This window comes from Bradyrhizobium sp. CIR18 (assembly GCF_014198295.1).
GTDB lineage: Bacteria > Pseudomonadota > Alphaproteobacteria > Rhizobiales > Xanthobacteraceae > Bradyrhizobium.
Genome location: NZ_JACIHF010000006.1, coordinates 217,950 through 231,907, shown reverse-complemented (window position 1 = coordinate 231,907; position 13,958 = coordinate 217,950). Strand labels below are relative to the sequence as shown.

At 63.9% G+C, this 13,958-nt stretch carries 16 protein-coding genes; 8 read left to right on the top strand and 8 right to left on the bottom strand.

What is annotated here, in order from left to right:
- Positions 1-17: 17 nt before the first annotated feature.
- From GGD65_RS21335 to GGD65_RS21325, 3 genes are all read right to left on the bottom strand, one after another.
- Entirely contained in the window at positions 18-356 is a 339-nt protein-coding gene (locus GGD65_RS21335; RefSeq protein ID WP_008142813.1) for a P-II family nitrogen regulator, read from the bottom strand.
- Between the two features lie 310 nt (positions 357-666).
- Positions 667-1,968, bottom strand: coding sequence for an ammonium transporter (locus tag GGD65_RS21330; RefSeq protein WP_183236523.1), 1,302 nt, complete (start codon positions 1,966-1,968; stop codon positions 667-669).
- A gap of 131 nt (positions 1,969-2,099) precedes the next feature.
- Entirely contained in the window at positions 2,100-2,438 is a 339-nt protein-coding gene (locus tag GGD65_RS21325) for a P-II family nitrogen regulator (RefSeq protein ID WP_018323564.1), read from the bottom strand.
- 236 nt (positions 2,439-2,674) lie between these two features.
- On the opposite strand from GGD65_RS21325, the gene GGD65_RS21320 reads away from it, so the two are divergent.
- Positions 2,675-3,574, top strand: a complete 900-nt coding sequence (locus tag GGD65_RS21320) for a DUF4339 domain-containing protein (RefSeq protein WP_018323565.1) — start codon at positions 2,675-2,677, stop codon at positions 3,572-3,574.
- 32 nt (positions 3,575-3,606) lie between these two features.
- Positions 3,607-4,458 (top strand): DUF4339 domain-containing protein, encoded by an 852-nt coding sequence (locus GGD65_RS21315; RefSeq protein WP_183236522.1) that lies wholly within the window; start codon positions 3,607-3,609, stop codon positions 4,456-4,458.
- On the opposite strand, the gene tesB is transcribed toward GGD65_RS21315, so the two are convergent.
- Positions 4,455-5,318 (bottom strand): acyl-CoA thioesterase II, encoded by an 864-nt coding sequence (gene tesB, locus GGD65_RS21310; RefSeq protein WP_018323567.1) that lies wholly within the window; start codon positions 5,316-5,318, stop codon positions 4,455-4,457. The two genes, GGD65_RS21315 and tesB, sit on opposite strands and share 4 nt — an antisense overlap.
- A 137-nt stretch (positions 5,319-5,455) precedes the next feature.
- Between tesB and GGD65_RS21305 the strand changes: the two genes are divergently transcribed.
- Positions 5,456-6,676, top strand: coding sequence for a ubiquinone biosynthesis hydroxylase (locus GGD65_RS21305; protein WP_183236521.1), 1,221 nt, complete (start codon positions 5,456-5,458; stop codon positions 6,674-6,676).
- Positions 6,677-6,905: 229 nt separating this feature from the next.
- On the opposite strand, the gene GGD65_RS21300 is transcribed toward GGD65_RS21305, so the two are convergent.
- Positions 6,906-7,103: a Trm112 family protein gene (locus GGD65_RS21300; RefSeq protein ID WP_007598651.1), complete on the bottom strand. Its 198-nt coding sequence runs from the start codon at positions 7,101-7,103 to the stop codon at positions 6,906-6,908.
- 58 nt (positions 7,104-7,161) lie between these two features.
- Entirely contained in the window at positions 7,162-7,692 is a 531-nt protein-coding gene (locus GGD65_RS21295; RefSeq protein ID WP_183236520.1) for a TetR/AcrR family transcriptional regulator, read from the bottom strand.
- 104 nt (positions 7,693-7,796) lie between these two features.
- Between GGD65_RS21295 and GGD65_RS21290 the strand changes: the two genes are divergently transcribed.
- The 5 genes from GGD65_RS21290 (at position 7,797) to GGD65_RS21270 (ending at position 12,266) form a co-directional block, all read left to right on the top strand.
- On the top strand, positions 7,797-8,147 hold the full coding sequence (locus GGD65_RS21290; RefSeq protein WP_183236519.1) for a hypothetical protein: 351 nt from the start codon (positions 7,797-7,799) through the stop codon (positions 8,145-8,147).
- Between the two features lie 56 nt (positions 8,148-8,203).
- A complete protein-coding gene (locus tag GGD65_RS21285; RefSeq protein WP_183236589.1) occupies positions 8,204-8,425 on the top strand; it encodes a hypothetical protein in 222 nt (73 codons plus the stop codon).
- A gap of 203 nt (positions 8,426-8,628) precedes the next feature.
- Positions 8,629-8,907, top strand: a complete 279-nt coding sequence (locus tag GGD65_RS21280) for a PepSY domain-containing protein (protein WP_018323571.1) — start codon at positions 8,629-8,631, stop codon at positions 8,905-8,907.
- Positions 8,908-8,983: 76 nt separating this feature from the next.
- Positions 8,984-9,562: a cytochrome b/b6 domain-containing protein gene (locus GGD65_RS21275; protein WP_049815150.1), complete on the top strand. Its 579-nt coding sequence runs from the start codon at positions 8,984-8,986 to the stop codon at positions 9,560-9,562.
- Between the two features lie 199 nt (positions 9,563-9,761).
- Complete coding sequence (locus GGD65_RS21270) at positions 9,762-12,266, top strand: EAL domain-containing protein (protein ID WP_183236518.1); 2,505 nt, start codon at positions 9,762-9,764, stop codon at positions 12,264-12,266.
- 12 nt (positions 12,267-12,278) lie between these two features.
- Here GGD65_RS21270 and GGD65_RS21265 read toward each other — a convergent pair whose 3' ends face one another.
- Both GGD65_RS21265 and trxA read right to left on the bottom strand, forming a co-directional pair.
- The gene (locus tag GGD65_RS21265; protein WP_018323574.1) at positions 12,279-12,956 is read right to left on the bottom strand and encodes an LON peptidase substrate-binding domain-containing protein; all 678 of its coding nucleotides are present in this window, start codon (positions 12,954-12,956) and stop codon (positions 12,279-12,281) included.
- A gap of 35 nt (positions 12,957-12,991) precedes the next feature.
- A complete protein-coding gene (gene trxA / locus GGD65_RS21260) occupies positions 12,992-13,915 on the bottom strand; it encodes a thioredoxin (protein WP_183236517.1) in 924 nt (307 codons plus the stop codon).
- Between the last annotated feature and the right edge of the window lie 43 nt (positions 13,916-13,958).

Below are 13,958 nucleotides of genomic sequence, written 5' to 3'. Positions count from 1 at the left end.
AAAGGTTGAGCGCGAAATCAAAGGGCCGCGGCATCGGCCTCGCCGGTGCGGATGCGCACCGCGTGGTCGAGGTTGATGACGAAGATCTTGCCGTCGCCGATCTGTCCGGTTTTCGCGGCGGACGTGATGGCGTCGATAGTCTTGTCGACCTGATCGGAGGCGACAGCGACCTCGATCTTGATCTTGGGCAGGAAGCTCACGGCATATTCGGCGCCGCGATAGATTTCCGTATGGCCCTTCTGGCGGCCATATCCCTTGACTTCCGTCACCGTGAGACCGTGAACGCCGATGGCGGTCAGGGCGTCACGGACTTCTTCCAGCTTGAATGGCTTGATAATCGCCATAACAATTTTCATGGGTCCTATCCCCGCTTGGGCCCGGTCCGGACGTGGCCGGGCGTTCTCGACTGGTTCGCCACGAGGGAGAAAGTTCACTACGCGGGCACAGCCTGGACCCTTAGAATCAAATGCCGTGCCAGATCGGGCGCATTGCCTAACGGACTATGAAAACGGGTGTTTTCGCGATGAACGCGTATTGCGGTGCAGTGCGCTATTCCGTCGCGCCCAAAACGTGGTCATGCCTGCTCAAAATGCGAGCATGACAGGCTGCCGACACAATATTGCTCATGCGCCGGGCAGTGTAGAGGTAATTGAGTAGCGTCGCCGCTTATTGCAGGGCTTCGCCGTGCTGCGAAATATCGAGCCCCTCGAGTTCGTGCTCACGGGATACGCGCAAGGGCACGAACAGGCCGACCAGCTTGAGCAGGATGAAGCTCAGGCCAGCCGACCAGACGAAGGTGACGGCGACGCCATAGAACTGGATCAGGAGTTGCTGCGGGTGGCCCTCCACCAGGCCGGCGGTGCCGCCGATGGCGCTGGTCGCGAACACGCCGGCGAGCAGGGTCCCGGTGAGGCCGCCGATGCCGTGGACGCCGAACACGTCGAGCGAATCGTCATAGTTGAAGCGATGCTTCAGCCAGGTGCAGGCCCAATAGCAAACCGCCCCCGCAATGATGCCGATGACGATGCCGTGCCAGGGTGCGACGAAGCCGGAGGCCGGCGTGATGGTGCCGAGCCCGGCCACCGCGCCGGAAATCATGCCGAGCACGGACGGCTTGCGCCGCGTCGACCACTCGATCGCGCCCCAGGTCAGCGCGCCGGAGCAGGCGGCAAGATGGGTCGCGATGATCGCCATTACGGCGCGTGAATTGGCCGCGCCCGCCGAGCCGCCGTTGAAACCGAACCAGCCGACCCACAACAGGCCGGTGCCCATCACCGCGAGCGAAAGATCGAACGGCGAGAGATTTTCGGTGCCGTAGCCGTGACGGCGCCCCATCACCTTTGCCGCAACGAGGCCGCCGGTGCCGGCCGACAGATGCACCACGAGACCGCCGGCGAAATCCAGCACGCCCATGCTGTTGAGGAAGCCGCCGCCCCACACCCAATGCGCCAGCGGAATGTAGACGAAGATGAACCAGGCGACCGAGAACAGGAGATAGGCGGAGAACCGCATCCGGTCGGCGACCGAGCCCGCGACCAGCGCCACCGTGATGATGGCAAAGGTCATCTGGTACAGCATGAACAGCGCTTCCGGGATGGTCTTCGCGGCCGGGTTGACGCTGTCCATGGTCATGCCGGCGAGAAACCAGCGGTCGAGCGTGCCGATCCACGGGCCGTCGCCGACGAAGCACAGCGAATAGCCGAACGCGACCCAGAGAATGGAGATCAAAGTCACGGCGGCGAGGCTCTGCGCCATGGTGGCGAGCACGTTCTTCTTGCGCACCATGCCGGAATAGAACAGCGCCAGGCCCGGGATCGTCATCATCAGCACCAGCGCGGTGGCGACGATCATCCAGGCGGTGTCGGCCGTGTTGATCTCGGAGGCCGCGGCGCGCGCCGGCGAAGCCATGATCGACACAAGTCCGATCGGCGCAGCCATGGCAGCTGCGCGGCGCAAATATCCCGCCATGTCGTTCCCCCCGGCATCAATTGGCGTCGCACATTGTGGCGTCGTTGCCCGGTGCGATCGAAGAAGATCAAAGCGTTTTCAAGCGAAGTGGATATCGGTTCGCGTGAAGAAAACGCGTCAAAAACTAAGATCTAGAGCGCGTCGCTGTCGGTCTCGCCGGTGCGGATGCGCAGCGCGTGGTCGATCGGCGTGACGAAGATCTTGCCGTCGCCGATCTGCCCGGTGCGCGCGGTCGAGGTGATCACGGCGACCGCCTTGTCGGCGACGTCGGAGGCGACCGCGATCTCGATGCGCAGCTTCGGCAGGAAGTTCACGACATATTCGGCGCCGCGGTAGATTTCGGTGTGGCCCTTTTGCCGGCCATAACCCTTCACCTCGGTCACGGTCATGCCGTGGACGCCGATCGCCGTCAGGGCCTGGCGGACCTCATCGAGCTTGAAAGGTTTGATGATCGCGACGACGAGTTTCATGGTCAGGCCTATTCCCCGGGATGCGCCGCGCCGTATGTCCCCGGCGCAGCGTCAATCTGGCATCTTTCCGGGCAAATGGCACAAAAAAGTTGCAGACTGAAGCGGAAAAACGTTTGAGCTTATGAACGGCCGCCTCTGTACAGGGCATCCGTTCATCCTTCACAATGCATTTTTGGCATGGATGCGGTGAACCCGCGCCTGCCAAGCGGTACATAAGTATTTTGAGGGGACGCTTCATGGCGAGTTGGTTCTACGCATCCGAGGGCAAGCAGCAGGGGCCCTTTCCGGAAGGGCAATTCCGCGATCTCGTCGCCCAGGGCGTCGTGCGCCCGGATACGCTGGTGTGGACCGAGGGCATGGCCGGCTGGCAAAAGGCCGCCGAAATCCCCGGCCTGGTCGGGGGCGGCGGCGCGCCGCCAATGATCCCCGCGGGCGGCCCGCCGATGATGGGCTCCGGTGGTTATGCCGGCGGCGGAGGCGGAGTGGCGGGATCGCTGGCGGTCGATTTCGGCGTCCTCGAGTTCACCTGGCGCAGCATCGTCTTGATGATCGGAATGATCTTCGTCATTCCGGCGCCGTGGGCATTCGTCTGGTACACGCAATGGATCGTGTCCTGCGTCAAGGTCCCGGGGCGGCCGAACCTCAGCTTCACCGGCAGTGCGATGACGCTGGTGCCGTGGTATTTCGGCTTCATCGTTCTCGCCATCGCGCTAGCTTTCGTCGGCAGCCAGCTGCTGAGCAATCTGCTCTTCATCGTCCAGATCGTGCTCTACTGGCTCCTGATCAAATGGATGGTCGCGAACCTCGCCTCCAACGGACAGCCGCTGGGCTTGAGCTTCACGGGTTCGATCTGGGCCTATATCGGCTGGAGCCTGCTGTTCGGGATCTCCATCATCACCATCATCGGTTGGGCCTGGGTTGCCGCAGCCCAGATGCGCTGGTTCTGCCGCAGCATCGAAGGCACGCGGCGCGAAATCGTGTTCAAGGGCAGTGGTCTCGGCATCCTGTGGCGCGGCATCGTCGCCGCGATCCTGTGCAGCCTGATCATCCCGATTCCGTGGGTGTATCGCTGGATCATGAACTGGTTCGCGTCGGAGACCGTTCTTGCGCCGCGCGGGTCGCAGGCGGCCATGTGATGGCTGCTGGCTTTCGGTAGCGAGCAGCCAGGATGTCCAATCGAATCTGGTTTCACGCATCTGAAGGCCAGCAGAAGGGTCCGTTTCCGGAGCCGCAGTTCCGCGATCTGATCGCTCGGGGAATCGTGCGATCAGATACGCTGGTCTGGAGCGAAGGGATGACGGGCTGGCAGAAGGCCGGCGCGGTCCCCGGTCTCGTGCCCGGTGGATCGCCGGCGGTGGCTTCGAGCGGCGACGCGAAAGGCCGGCTGTCGGTGGACCTGCCGCTGTGGTCGTTTCTGGGATGGTGCATCCTGCTGGTGATCGGCAACGCCGTCGTGGTGCCGGCGCCCTGGACCGCCACCGGCTACTACCGCTGGCTCTTCCCTCGCGTTCACGTTCCGCAGCGGCCGAACATCAGCTTCACCGGCCAGGTCGGCGATATCTGGTACGTCTTCATCGCGGTTGCGCTGGCGGGCTATGCGGGTCTCGTCCACGACCTCTTTCAGCTTGCGACGATTCCACTCCAGGCCTTCTTGTCCTGGATGGTCATGCGCTGGGTGGTCGCCAATATCAGTTCGAACGGTCAGCCGATTCCGATGACGTTCACAGGCAGCGTCTGGGGCTTCGTCGGCTGGCAGATCCTGACGTTCCTCGCGGTCTTCACGATCATCGGCTGGGCCTGGGTCATGGCCGCGTGGACGCGGTGGATTTGCCGCCACGTCAGCGGGACGCGCCACGAGATGGTCTTCACCGCCACTGGTCTTGATCTGCTTTGGCGCACAGTCGCGTTTTGCCTCGGCTGTCTTTTCATCATTCCGATCCCGTGGCTGCTGCGCTGGTATTTTACCTGGGGCACGACGCAATTCGTGCTCATTGAGCGCAGCACTGCCGCCAATGTCTAGGACTTCCGTTCGCGCACGGAGCCTTCCTGCGCGACAGAGGCGACCAGCGTACCGTCCGGCTTGAAGATCGAGCCGCGGGTCAGGCCGCGGCCGCCGCGCGCACTCGGCGAATCCTGCGCGTAGAGCAGCCATTCGTCGGCGCGGAACGGGCGGTGAAACCACATCGCGTGGTCGAGACTGGCCGGCATCATGCGCTTGTCGAACAGCGTGCGGCCATAGCGTGCCATGATTGCATCCAGCAGCGAGAAGTCCGAGGCGTAGGCGAGCGCGCACATGTGCAGCGCTGGATCGTCAGGCAGCTTCGCGGCGGTCTTGATCCAGACGTGGATGCGGCCGTCGTCGATCTTCTGGCCGAAATAACGGCCGAGCTCGACCGGACGCAGCTCGATCGGACGATCGGATTCATAATAGCGGCGGATGAACTCCGGCATCTCCTTGAACATCGGCTGCTTCGCCACCTCCTCCGCCGTGAGCTTCTCCGGCGGTGGCACGTCGGGCATCTTGTCCTGATGGTCGAACGCACTCTCCTCTTCGGCGTGGAACGACACCATGATCGAGAAGATCGCGTTGCCGTGTTGGATCGCCGTGACGCGGCGGGTCGAATAGCTCTTGCCGTCGCGCAGGCGTTCGACCTGGTAGATGATCGGGATCTGCGGATCGCCCGGCAGGACGAAATAGCAGTGCAGCGAATGCGGCAGCCGGCCCTCGACCGTGCGGCAGGCCGCGACCATCGCCTGCCCGATCACCTGGCCGCCGAACACCCGCTGCCAGCTGGTCTTCGGGCTGTTGCCCCGGAACAGATTCACCTCGAGCTGCTCGAGGTCGAGGATCGAAATGAGGTCGATCAGGCTTTTGGACATGGAGTGAGCTTTCTCGCCGTCGTTCCGGGGCGGATGGTCCGGAATGACACAATGGGCCGTTCCGCCCTTGTTTCACCGCACTGTTTCGCCCACCTCAAGTCTGCTAGCAAGACCAGGATTTGACCGGGAATTTGGGTATGTCGGTACAGGGTAGCATTGTCATTGGTGGCGGCGCGTTTGCAGGGCTTGCGCTGGCCCTGGCGCTGCGACAGGGGCTCGGGCCCGAGATTCCCGTCATCGTCGCCGACCCCGCGCTCGCCACCCGGCCGAGCCGCGACCCCCGCGCCACCGCGATCGTGGCCGCCTGCCGTCGCCTGTTCGAGGCGATCGGCGCCTGGGACGACGTCAGGAGCGAGGCGCAGCCGATCCTCGACATGGTCGTCACAGACTCGAAACTCGAAGATGCCACTCGTCCGGTCTTCCTCAATTTTGCCGGCGATGTCGCGCCGGGCGAGCCCTTCGCGCACATGGTCGAGAACCGCCGCCTGATTGATGCGCTTGTGGTGCGTGCCGAGGCCGAGGGCATCGATCTGCGCGCCACCACGGTCGCATCCTACGATGCGCGCGCCGAGGGCATCGACGTGACGCTCGGGGACGGCAGCGTCATCGCGGCCAGCCTGCTGGTTGCCGCCGATGGTGCGAGGTCAAAGCTGCGCGAGCGCGCCAGCATTGCCACCCATGGCTGGGAGTATGACCAATCCGGCATCGTCGTCACGGTCGGCCATGAGCGTGATCACGAGGGCCGCGCCGAAGAGCATTTTCTGCCGGCAGGCCCGTTCGCGATCCTGCCGCTCTCGGGAAAACGCTCGTCGCTGGTGTGGACCGAGCGGCGAGCTGAGGCCGCGCGCATCATTGCTCTCAGCGACGAAGAGTTTCACGCCGAGCTCGAGCAGCGTTTCGGCCTGCATCTCGGCGAGGTGAAGGCGCTCGACAAGCCGCGCGCGTTTCCGCTGTCCTATTTCGTCGCGCGCTCCTTCATCGCCACCCGCCTCGCGCTGGTCGGCGATGCCGCGCATGTCATCCATCCCATTGCGGGCCAGGGCCTCAACATGGGGCTGAAGGATGTCGCGGCGCTGGCCGAAGTCGTGGTTGATGCCGCGCGGCTCGGCATGGATCTCGGCGCCGTCGACGTGCTCGAGCGTTACCAGCGCTGGCGCCGCTTCGACACCATGGCGATGGGCGTTGCCACCAACTCGCTGAACTTCCTGTTCTCCAACCAGTCGACGCTGCTGCGCACCGTCCGCGACATCGGCCTCGGCCTCGTCGACCGCGCCCCGCCGCTGAAGAACCTCTTCATCCGCCAGGCCGCGGGATTGACGGGCGAGGTGCCGCGGCTGCTGAAGGGCGAGGCGTTGTAGGTTTCGCTGGCGCCACACACCCCGTCGTCGTCCCGGCGAAGGCCGGGACCCATACTCGGCAGCAAGAGCGTTGCGAGGACTCGGAGTTACCAGCGCGTACAACAACGCAATTCGGTGGTTATGGGTCCTGGCTTTCGCCAGGACGACACCGAGGATGTTGCGCGGCTATCGCACACCAACTTCGTAGCCCGGATGGAGCGAAGCGTAATCCGGGGCAGTCGTCACGACCTCAATCGATCTTTCTTGCCTCTTCCGGCAGCATGATCGGGATGCCGTCACGGATCGGATAAGCCAGCTTGGCGCTGCGCGAGATCAGCTCCTGCTTCGCGGAATCGAACTCCAGCGGGCCCTTGGTCAGCGGGCAGACCAGAATCTCCAGCAATTTGGGATCGACGCTGGCTTCGGGACGTTCGGTAGGCGCGTTCATTGGGGTCTCCGGCATCGCTTGCCTCTAGCACAGAAATTCGCGTCCGCCCATCGCGGGCTCAGGCTGCGATCATCGTCAAGACCTCGTCGAGCAGGGCCTGGAGCCGTGCTGCCGGCACCGGCGCGCCTGACAGGGCGAAGCCGAGGAACGTCCAATACAGGATCTGCGCCCGGGCCTGCGCAATTGCCGGGGTGAGCCCGCGTTTTTCCAGCAGCCCCTCGATATAGTCGAGCCGGCGGCGGTCGATCGCGCGCACGGCCCCTTGCGCGGCCGCATCGAAGGCCGCCCAATTGCGTACCGCGCGCTCGAGCTCGAGCCGCGCGCCGAATGACCTCCGCAGCAGCGCCTTGAGCGGTTCGTCGCCGGCGGCTTCGACATCGGCGATGATCTGCTCGGCCGCGATCTCGCGCCAGCGCTTCAGCACGGCGGCCTGGAACGCGCCGAGATCGGCGAAATGCCAATAGAAGCTGCCGCGCGACACCCCCATGGATTTTGCCAGCGGATCGGCCTTGAGCGCGGTGAAGCCGCTTTTGGCCAGCGCCTTGAGACCTTCCTTGATCCAGTCGTCGGCGGAGAGCTGTTCGGTCATCTCGGGTTCCCGGAGGCGAACCATACACTAGTGTATTGACAGGCCGCAGGCCAGCGCCTATCTCACCATACATAACTGTATGGAGAGATAGGCGAGGTCTGCTGATGCGTGATCTGCTGTTGCAATGTGCCGGCGTCGCCGGAATTGTCGTCGCCCTAATCCATGGCGTGCTGGGCGAAACCAAGGTGTTCGCCAAGGCGACCATCACCCCGGAAAGCCTGCGCACGCTGATCCGGCTGGTCTGGCAGGCCGGGACGGTCGCCTGGATCGGCGGCGGTGTGCTCCTGCTTGCGGCACCCATGTTGGGATCGGACAGCGCGCGGCATTGGATCGTGGCGACCATCGTCGCCGTCTACAGCTTTGCGGCCGCCGCTAACGCCTGGTGGTCGCGCGGACGCGGCTTTGGCTGGAAGGCGCTCACCGCCGTGGTCGCGCTCGCGGTCGCCGGATACTGAACCTGCCGACGCGAGCGAGCCGCTGCTTCCGCCCCTCGACTTGACGCGCCGGACCCATGATATCGCAAACCTTGCGCAGCACATTTGTCTGGCTGTGGCGCGAGCTGCCCGTGCCGGTGATTGCAGCGGTGCGTGCCGGGCGCCGCCAGGTCTTCGCTCGGGCCGAGCTCTTCGCCGAAGACGAACGCGGCGAGCTTTCCCTCGTCGCGACCGGCGAGACCCTGCTTGTCCCGACCGGCCAGCGGTCGTCCAGGATTGACGAAGATCCGGCCGGGTGAAGCGCGGATTCCAACCCGTGAGGCGTAAGGCCGCAGCGCCCCTGCGAAGGCGGGCTGCCTGCGGACAGCGCTGATCTTTTGGCGGTCGTTAGAACAACTCTAAATCCAATTGGCCCGTACCGGATTGACTTCACCATCACCTTTGCTTCCTTCAGTCCGGCTTCGCGGCTCGCGTAGCGCGCACGACAGAGGAGGAGACGTTCGTGAAGGTCATTCGTGTTGTTGCCATTGCACTGACGGTTGGAATGGGCATGGGGTCGGCGGCCATGGCCGACGGATTCAAGGACTGCACCAAGCTCGACAAGGCGTCATGGAAGCCGGCCAGCGAGGCCGAAGCCAAGGCCAAGGCGCTCGGCTACGAGGTGCGGCGCTCCAAGATCGAAGGCTCCTGCTATGAGGTCTACGGCGTCAAGGAAGGCAAGCTTTATGAGCTGTTCTACAGCCCCGAAGATCTCAGCCTGAAGCACACGATCGCCAAGTAGACCGCAAAGTAAACCGCGCGAGTTGATCCGCGCAAAGCAAAGGCTTGAGGATGGTCTTCGCTTGATCGAAGAAGCGATGCCAAAAGCGCGCGGGGTGTCCGACCGGACCCCCGCGGATCGAACCGCTTCGCGGACGGTCGCGGTCTGGGACCTCCCGCTGCGCCTCTGGCACTGGGCTCTCGCGGCGAGCGTTCTGGCCGCGTGGTTCACGCCGACCGTTTACGACCGGACTCACCGCATCATCGGCTATGCGGTGCTCGGACTTCTCGCCTTTCGCCTGGCCTGGGGGTTTTGGGGAAGTCGCTATTCGCGCTTCCGCATGATCAGAGTGAGGCTTCGGGCGGCGCCAAGCTATCTCTGGAATCTGCGCCGCGGCATCACCGGCCGCTATATCGGGCTCAATCCCGCCGGCACCCTGATGCTGGTGGCGCTGCTGGCCTCGCTCGCCGTCTCGACGATTACGGGCGCGATGTCGGTCACCACCACCTTCTTCGGCGTCTGGTGGGTCGAGGACACCCACCATTATTCATCGGATGCGGTCATCGTCCTGGTCGTGCTGCACGTGCTCGGTGTGGTGCTGATGGGGCTACTCCAGCGCGAGAGCCTGGTCCGCGCGATGATCACCGGGCGCAAGCGCATCCGCGGCCATTCCTAAATATCGTTGCCGATCGTTGCACGCGTCCTGCACCCCGCTCTGGCACGGTCGCCGCATGGCCTCGGGCCGTTCGTCGGATCAAGTTGTACGAGTACCGTTAACATGCCGGTAAGCATGCAATCATGCACGGCACAAAATTAACGTGAATGGCGTCTAGCCGATCCACCATCGATAACAATCGACGATGGAGCGCTGCTGAATGTTCCGCGTTTTCTCCTGCCTTGCGGTCGAGCACGATTGGCGGCTCGTTGTACTCGCTGGTCTGGTCTGCTTCGCTGCAAGTATTGTCGCGGTCAGCATCTTTCATCGTGCGATCGCGACGCGCGCAAGAAGGCGGTGGATCTGGATCACGATTGCCGGCGCGGCCATCGGATACGGCATCTGGGCAACGCATTTCGTCGCGATGCTCGCCTACGAGCCGGGCGTTCCAACGGGCTACGGCATCGTGCCGACCGCGTTTTCTCTCGCTGCGGCAATGCTCCTGACCTCGGTCGGTTTCGGCGTTGCAGTCGGCACCTCCGGCCTGTGGCGCGCGATGGCAGGGGGCATCATCATCGGCGGCGGCATTGCCAGCATGCACTATCTCGGAATGTGGGCACTTGAAGTGCCGGGTCGAGTCGCCTGGTCGGTGGACCTCGTGTTCGTCTCGATCATTCTAGGCATGTGTCTCGGCTGCGCCGCGCTAGCTGTCGCGCTCAGGTACCAGGGCTACCGGGGCACGCTTGCGGCGGCAGTCCTGCTGACACTCGCCATCGTATCGCATCATTTCACCGCCATGGGGGCGGTGCAGATCACGCCAGATCCAACGCGAGCGATGACGGATAGCCTTTCGCTTTCTCCGGCCTTCCTCGCGCTTGCTATCGCCGGCGTGGCGCTGTCCGTGCTGGGAATGAGCCTGATCGGCGTGCTGGCCGATCGTCGCCTGGCGACCCGGACCGCCAGGTTCGAGGAGATCATCAACCAGCTTTCGGTCGCCCGGCAGCAGCTCGAAGGCTCGCAGAACGAACTGCAGGACCAGAAGCTCAGGCTGGATACGGCCATCAACAACATGGTCGAGGCTCTCTGCATGTTCGATGCGGAGAAGCGACTTGTGGTCTGCAACGAGCGCTATGCCCGGCTCTATCGGTTGCCGCCGGAACTGCTGACGACGGGGACCCCGCACGCCGACATCATCAGGCATCGAGTCGTGACCGGCATTCTCAAGAGCGACACCAGCGAGGGCGCAGCCGAGCAGTTCCTGTCGAAATTGGCAGCGTTGCCGTTCGATGCAGTCTCGAGCAGAATCGACGAGTTCGCGGATGGTCGGTTGATCTGCGTGACGCGACAGCCAATGGCCGGCGGCGGGTGGGTGGCCACGCATCTTGACGTCACCGAGCAACGCCGGTCCGAGGCAAGGATCGCTCATATGGCGCAACACGATGCGTTGACCGATCTGCCAAATCGCGTGCTGCTCAGGGAGCGGATGGAGCACGCCATTGCGGTTACGCGTGGCGGCGGCGTCGATCTGGCCGTGCTCATGCTCGACCTCGATCGCTTCAAGGAAGTCAACGACACGCTCGGACATCCGGCGGGCGATTCCCTGCTGCGCGCCGTTTCTGCGCGTCTGCGCGAATGCACCACGGAAACCGCGCTGATCGCGCGACTGGGCGGTGACGAGTTCGCGGTGATCGACTACGTGACCAACCCGGCCGTCGAGGCCGCCACCCTTGCCGAGAACATCAGAAAGGCGCTTTGTGAACCCTTTGATCTCGGCGATCACCGGGTCACGGTGGGAACCAGCATCGGCATTGCCATCGCGCCGCGCGATGGCAGTGATTCCGACGTGCTGATGAAGAGCGCGGATCTCGCCCTCTACTCGGCCAAGAGCGGTGGACGTGGCGCATTCCGCTTCTTCGAGCCGGAACTCGACCAGCTCATGCATGCGCGACGCAACCTGGAGCGCGACATGCGGGATGCGCTTGCTGGCCGCGAATTCGAGCTGCACTACCAGCCATTCGTCAATACCGCGACCGGCGAGATCCGCGGCTTCGAAGCCCTGCTGCGCTGGCATCACCCGCGGCGTGGTCTGGTCTTGCCCGGCGAATTCATTCCGCTCGCGGAGGAGGCCGGCTTGATCGTGCCGCTGGGAGAATGGATCTTGAGGACGGCGTGTGCGGAAGCCGCCAAATGGCCTGCCCATCTCAGGATCGCGATCAACCTGTCTCCCGCTCAATTCAGAAGCAAGGAGCTCGTTCCGGTCATTGTCGATGCACTGGCGAGTTCGGGAATTGCGCCACACCGGCTCGAGCTCGAGGTCACCGAGACGGTGATCATGCATGACAGCGAAGCCGTATTCGCAGCACTTGGTCAACTGCGCGAGCTCGGCGTGCGAATCGCCCTGGACGACTTCGGCACCGGCTATTCGTCGCTGAGCTTTCTGCAAAGATTTCCGTTCGACAAGATCAAGGTCGACCGCAGCTTCGTCAACGAACTGTCCAGCGCAAGGGCGGACGCGCACCATCTCGCGCGAGCAGTCGTTCGCTTCGCAGTCAGCCTCGGCAAGACGACGACCGCCGAAGGCGTCGAAACGAAGGAGCAGCTGGACGTCCTCCGTGAAGAGGGGTGCGTCGAAACGCAAGGCTACTATTTCGGTCGGCCGATGCCTGCATCCAACATTGCGAAAATGCTGAGGCGAGGTACCCAGGCAGCCGTCTGCGCTGCGTGAGCACCCGTATCCTCACTGCAGCGGAGGATCGCCGCTGGTGCGCTTCTTGGCGAGGTCCATCTCCGTCACCGCGATCAGAATCTCGGCGCGGGTCTTCAAGTCGGGCGCCTCCAGCATGGCCTGCTTCTCCGCGGGGCCATAGGGCGACATCATCGCCAGCGCGTTGACGAGTGCTTCGTTGGGCGCGCTTTCGACGCCTTCCCAGTCAACCTTGAGATTGTTGGCCTTCAGGAAGTCCGCCAGCACGGCCAGCAGCGCCTCGCGGTCGACCTCGTCCTCGCCCATGCGCGCGGTGAAGTCGTCGACGAAGGCGAAGAAATCCACCTTGCACTGCCGGTAGGCGGTGAGCACCTCGAGCTCCTCGACCACCTTGAAGCGCGAAACGCCGGTGAGCTCAAGGATGTAGCGGCCATCGCCGGATTCGGCGAGCTGGGTGATGCGGCCGACGCAGCCGACGCGGAACAGCGTTGGCTTGTCGGAATTTTTCGGCGAGTGCGCGACATCAGGCTGGATCATGCCGATCAGGCGATGGCCGTCGCGGAAGGAATCATCGACCATCGACAGGTAGCGCGGCTCGAAGATATTGAGCGGCATCTGTCCGCGGGGCAGCAGCAGCGCGCCCGGCAGCGGAAACACCGGAATGATCTCCGGGAGGTCGGCGGGTCCGCGATATTCGATGTTGATCGGCATCTGGTCCCGGTCCCCGCTGACTTGGTCAACCGCGCCTACGAAAACAGGATCGTCGACAAGCGCTTGCGCCCCTCGACGGTTGCATCATCCGTGCCGCCCCAGGCCTCGAAGAACTGCACCAGCTGCTTGCGGGCGCCGTCGTCGTTCCATTTGCGGTCGCGCTTGACGATCGCGAGCAGCTGCTCGGTAGCGGCCGCACGATTGCCTTGCGCGTTCAGCGCGGTCGCGAGGTCGAATCGGGCCTGATGATCGAGCGGGTTTGCGGCGACTTTCTGTTCCAGCTCGGCGACCGGTCCGAGCGATTGCGCCTGCTCGGCGAGATCGATCGCGGTCTGCACGGCCTTCACCGCGGGGTCGCCGCGCTTGGATTCCGGCACCATGGCGAGCGTCTGCTTGGCCTGCTCCATCGCGCCGGAGACGGCATAGCATTTTGCGAGGCCCGCGAGCGCCGCGATGTTGGTGGCATCATGCTGGAGCACCTCGGCGTAGATCTGCGCTGCCGCAGCCGCATCGCCCTCGGCGAGCACGGCTTCAGCCTCCTGCAGGATCTCGGCGATATTGGGCTCGCCCGGCGCGGTCACGCCTTTTGTCAGCTTTTCGATGAAGGCGTTGAGCTGGCTCTCGGGCACCGCGCCCATGAAGCCGTCGGCCGGCTGGCCGTTGACGAAGGCGATCACGGCCGGGATCGACTGGATGCCCATCTGGCCCGGGATCGCCGGATGCTGGTCGATGTTCATCTTGACCAGCTTGACCTTGCCCTTGGCGGCCTTGACCGCCTTTTCGAGCAGAGGGGTAAGCTGCTTGCAGGGGCCGCACCACTCCGCCCAGAAATCGATCAGCACCGGCTGGCGCTTCGATTCCTCGATGACGTCCTTCACGAAGGTCTGGGTGGTCGTGTCCTTGATCAGATCGGCCGCAGCCGGGCCCGCCGCTCCGTTACCTTGGTCGATGATCGTCACGGGGATCCCCTCGTCTATGTCTGGAATGGCGGGTCTTTAGCAC

Bases quoted from the DNA above. Each gene is read 5' to 3' on its own strand.
- GGD65_RS21320 (WP_018323565.1), top strand. From the start codon at position 2,675: ATGGCGAGTTGGTTCTACGCATCCGAGGGCAAGCAGCAGGGGCCCTTT.
- GGD65_RS21285 (WP_183236589.1), top strand. From the start codon at position 8,204: ATGATATCGCAAACCTTGCGCAGCACATTTGTCTGGCTGTGGCGCGAG.
- GGD65_RS21265 (WP_018323574.1), bottom strand. From the start codon at position 12,956: ATGCCGATCAACATCGAATATCGCGGACCCGCCGACCTCCCGGAGATC.
- GGD65_RS21315 (WP_183236522.1), top strand. From the start codon at position 3,607: ATGTCCAATCGAATCTGGTTTCACGCATCTGAAGGCCAGCAGAAGGGT.
- GGD65_RS21290 (WP_183236519.1), top strand. From the start codon at position 7,797: ATGCGTGATCTGCTGTTGCAATGTGCCGGCGTCGCCGGAATTGTCGTC.
- GGD65_RS21325 (WP_018323564.1), bottom strand. From the start codon at position 2,438: ATGAAACTCGTCGTCGCGATCATCAAACCTTTCAAGCTCGATGAGGTC.
- GGD65_RS21275 (WP_049815150.1), top strand. From the start codon at position 8,984: ATGCCAAAAGCGCGCGGGGTGTCCGACCGGACCCCCGCGGATCGAACC.
- GGD65_RS21300 (WP_007598651.1), bottom strand. From the start codon at position 7,103: ATGAACGCGCCTACCGAACGTCCCGAAGCCAGCGTCGATCCCAAATTG.
- GGD65_RS21305 (WP_183236521.1), top strand. From the start codon at position 5,456: ATGTCGGTACAGGGTAGCATTGTCATTGGTGGCGGCGCGTTTGCAGGG.
- GGD65_RS21295 (WP_183236520.1), bottom strand. From the start codon at position 7,692: ATGACCGAACAGCTCTCCGCCGACGACTGGATCAAGGAAGGTCTCAAG.
- tesB (WP_018323567.1), bottom strand. From the start codon at position 5,318: ATGTCCAAAAGCCTGATCGACCTCATTTCGATCCTCGACCTCGAGCAG.
- GGD65_RS21270 (WP_183236518.1), top strand. From the start codon at position 9,762: ATGTTCCGCGTTTTCTCCTGCCTTGCGGTCGAGCACGATTGGCGGCTC.
- GGD65_RS21330 (WP_183236523.1), bottom strand. From the start codon at position 1,968: ATGGCGGGATATTTGCGCCGCGCAGCTGCCATGGCTGCGCCGATCGGA.
- GGD65_RS21335 (WP_008142813.1), bottom strand. From the start codon at position 356: ATGAAAATTGTTATGGCGATTATCAAGCCATTCAAGCTGGAAGAAGTC.